Raw genomic sequence first — 3423 nt, forward strand, 5'->3', positions numbered from 1 at the left:
CCGCTAAAGCTAACGTAAAAAAGCCTCGGTGAGGCCCGCGTCTACCGGGAGCGACTGTCCGGTGGTGAGGGGCAGGCGCGTGGGAGAGGCGAGCAAAAACACCGCTTCGGCGACGGCCTCGGGAGTGACGCGCTTTTTGAGCAGGGTGCGCTGGGCATAGAACCCGGCGAGCTTTTCGCGGAGTGCCTCGGTTTCCTCACTCTCGTCAAAAGTGATCCCGTACTTGGCCAGCGAGGTTAAGACGCGATCCCTTGGGAACTGATGGCTGCCGGAGACCACCGATGCGGGCGAGAGAGCGTTCACGCGAATCCCGCTCGGGCCGCCAGCCACGGCTAGCTCACGGACTAAGTGATTGAGCGCGGCCTTGCTCGCATCGTAGGCGAAGCTGCCTTGCTTGGCCACGACGCCGTTGGCGCTGGAGATCAGCACGACTTGGCCGCCGCTTGCCTGCTCGCGCATGACCATCATGGCTTCATCGGCGGCTAAATAACTGCCGAGCGTGTTGACATCAAAGGTCGTGCGCCACTGAGCCTCGGTGATGCGGCCTGTGTCGTCGGGCGAGAAGATCACGGCGGCGACGGCGATCAGGGTGTCAACGCCGCCGTAAGCTAATACTGCCGCGTCCATCACCGCTCGCACCGAGGCGCGATCCGTGATATTGCACTCCACGGCGACGGCGCTCTCGCCATGGGGAGCGGCGGTCTCTTGGGCCAGCGCCAGATTAATGTCCGCACAGACCACCACCGCGCCGTCTTTCACCAGGCGATCCACGACCGCACGCCCGATCCCGCTGCCCGTTCCCACCACGACCGCCACTTGTCGCGCCAGCTCTTTCTCGGGTGGCATGCGCCTTAGCTTCGCCTCTTCTAGAAGCCAGTACTCGATCCGAAACGCCTCGCGTGGGGTTAACGACACGTAGTTTTCTATACCGGAGCCCATTGATGTCGCGCCTTCCATGACGTGGATGGCGTTGGTGTAGAACTCGCCCGTGATGCGGGCCTCTTGCTTGTTCTTGCCAAAGCTGAGCATCCCAACACCGGGGATCAGCACGACACTCGGCTCGGCGCTGCGTAGCGCAGGTGAGCTGGGCTCTTTGTTTTGCTCGTAGTAGGCCGCGTAGTCGGCGCGGTAGCCGGGGAGGGCAAGCCGAATCGCATCAAGTAGCTCGATCGCCGTGCCGTTTTTGGCGTCCCAGCTCACCAATAGTGGCTTGACTTTCGTGCGCACAAAGTGATCTGGGCAGCTCGTGCCTTTCTCGGCGAGCGCGGCGGCATCCGCAGAGTTCACAAAGCGCAACACGGCATCGGAGTCCGAGAAGTGCGCAGCTCGGGTTCCCCCAATCTTGAGGGCGGAGGGGGCTTGCCGAAGTGCGGGCAGAACAAAGCGGGCAAGCTCTCGCCGATCCGTGCGCGTCTCGGTGATTTGGCCGCCAAAGAGCGTCTCTTCATGGATGTGCTTGAGCACAAACTGCCCGATGAGATCGAGAACGCGCAGGGTATTGAGATAACTACTTTTTGCCTCGTCGCCCCAGGTGAAGATCCCGTGCGAGCCGAGGATAATCCCATCGCAGTTCGGGTTCTCTGCGATGGCTTTCTCTAGCCAGAGACCCAGCTCGAAGCCGGGGCGCTTCCAGGGCAGCCATACTAAATGCAGGCCCGTCTCGGCGTGAAGTTGTTCGAGAAGCTCCGGCCCATTTGCCGATGCCGCCAGCGCAATGGCCCAGTCGGGATGCAGATGATCCACGTGGCGAAACGGCAGGAAGGCATGAAGTGGGGTGTCAATAGAGGCGGCACGTGGGTTGGTGCCAAAGACGCAGAGCGGGTAGAGATCCACGATTTCATCTTCGAACGCCTCGCCTCGGTAGCGTGTTTTCAGTGCCTCGAGTTTGTCTTGGTAGAGCGTCGCAAAGCCATCGCGCTGGATCGTCCCAAGGTCACCGCCGGAGCCTTTTACCCAGAGTACGGTCGCGGTCTCTCCCGTCACGGGGTCGGGCATCGGGACTTTGGCGCTGGTGTTGCCCCCGCCAAAGTTCGTCAGACGCGGGTCGGAGCCCAGTAAGTTCGAGCGGTAGCGCAGCAGCTCGGGTTCGTCGAGAGTTGTAGCGAAAGAGTCATCCCAGAGGTCAGAGAGAAGTGTCAAGGTCATGGGAGTATTCTACCTAAAAAAACGAAACGCCCCTCGCGCACAGCGCGAGGGGCGTTTAAGAGTGCTCACTTCTTTGTGGGAGCTTTTACGGGAGCTGCGGCGGCTTGTCGTGCCGCTTCTGCGGTATCGCGCTTCTGCTGCTCGGCATTGACTTTGCCCTGCTTCTGGCCTGCCTTCTTGCCCACTGACTTCGGAGATTTATCGCCCATGGTATTCACCGGGACCTTTCACCCACCGGCCACCGCTGGCATTCGGGGGTGGCCCAGTATATCCCCTATCTTAGTCTGTGTCTGAGTTCTGGAGAAAGTGTGCCACTTCGATGAAATAAGCACGAAGGGCAGGGGCGACAGGTGCGACAACCTCGGTGGCGACAAGGGCAGCTTCCATGTGCCGTAGCCAGGCATCACGGGCGGCAGGACCAATCTTGAAGGGCTGGTGGCGCATCCGCAGGCGAGGGTGGCCGCGCTTGACAGCGTAGAGAGCCGGACCACCAAAGTACTGGATCAGAAACAGGGCTAAGTTTTCGCGCTCGTCTTTGAGGTCGCTCTCGGCGGGGTACATGGGGCGCAGAAGCGCATCTTCAACCACACCATCATAAAAGGCATCCACAAGTGTTGCAAAAGCCTCAGGTGCCCCGCCATCGGTTCCCCCCAGCTTCTCCCAAGCACTCCGGTTATCTATTAGTTCCTGTGCCATAGCTCTCTCCCTATTGTACCGGCTCAGAGCCCCTAGCATCGCTGAAGAGCCACGACTTTTTCTTGGGAGGGTTTTGGCTTCGCTTGACAGAGAGTCCCTGGCTACGGTATTTTGGCGGTGTGCTTGTACCGGGTTGGGTCTGCCCTTACTGCGGCACGGATTGTTCTCCGATTGAGGGGCCGCCGTGTGCGCACTTTTTCCTCGCGGACGGGGAGTTTGGCTGGCGCTTCGGCTCGGCGGCGGCGAAGTTACACGACGCGGCATTTTTCCGGCACCCCACTCTATTTCGCGACCTGCTCTACCACGACAACATCTGCCGCCAGCACTTGATCTTGCGCCGTGCGCTCTACGACAAATCACTAGAGGTCTACGCCTTTACGGATCGTCCTGAGGCGGCGATTGCGGCGTTTCAGACCGCCATTCGGTGATGCGGAGAACATAGATCGGCTTGCCTGTGATGCGCTGGTCTTCACCGACTTGCTCTAGAAGCGCGGCGGCTTCGGTGGCCTTAAGCCGAATGTCCGACTCGGCCTCCAAGCCTCCGGCGCCCAGCTGAGCCAGTGTCAAGAGCAGCGGTGCCTC

The 3423-nt window shown here is 60.6% G+C and carries 5 protein-coding genes; 1 reads left to right on the forward strand and 4 read right to left on the reverse strand.

The window, feature by feature from the left end:
- Positions 1–9: 9 nt before the first annotated feature.
- From AC1XOS_RS21260 to AC1XOS_RS21270, 3 genes are all read right to left on the reverse strand, one after another.
- Positions 10–2145, reverse strand: a complete 2136-nt coding sequence (locus tag AC1XOS_RS21260; RefSeq protein ID WP_481964213.1) for a bifunctional rhamnulose-1-phosphate aldolase/short-chain dehydrogenase — start codon at positions 2143–2145, stop codon at positions 10–12.
- A gap of 65 nt (positions 2146–2210) precedes the next feature.
- On the reverse strand, positions 2211–2363 hold the full coding sequence (locus AC1XOS_RS21265) for a hypothetical protein (RefSeq protein ID WP_481964217.1): 153 nt from the start codon (positions 2361–2363) through the stop codon (positions 2211–2213).
- 61 nt (positions 2364–2424) lie between these two features.
- Positions 2425–2841, reverse strand: coding sequence for a globin domain-containing protein (locus tag AC1XOS_RS21270; protein ID WP_481964214.1), 417 nt, complete (start codon positions 2839–2841; stop codon positions 2425–2427).
- A 119-nt stretch (positions 2842–2960) separates the two neighbouring features.
- Here AC1XOS_RS21270 and AC1XOS_RS21275 point away from each other — a divergent pair, with 119 nt between their 5' ends.
- The gene (locus AC1XOS_RS21275) at positions 2961–3269 is read left to right on the forward strand and encodes a hypothetical protein (protein WP_481964215.1); all 309 of its coding nucleotides are present in this window, start codon (positions 2961–2963) and stop codon (positions 3267–3269) included.
- On the opposite strand, the gene AC1XOS_RS21280 is transcribed toward AC1XOS_RS21275, so the two are convergent.
- The coding region (locus AC1XOS_RS21280; protein ID WP_481964216.1) for a hypothetical protein at positions 3217–3423 on the reverse strand (207 nt) is incomplete at its 5' end. The genes AC1XOS_RS21275 and AC1XOS_RS21280 overlap by 53 nt on opposite strands.

It is taken from the genome of Armatimonas sp. (assembly GCF_964826245.1).

Bases quoted from the DNA above. Each gene is read 5' to 3' on its own strand.
- AC1XOS_RS21270 (WP_481964214.1), bottom strand. From the start codon at position 2,841: ATGGCACAGGAACTAATAGATAACCGGAGTGCTTGGGAGAAGCTGGGG.
- AC1XOS_RS21260 (WP_481964213.1), bottom strand. From the start codon at position 2,145: ATGACCTTGACACTTCTCTCTGACCTCTGGGATGACTCTTTCGCTACA.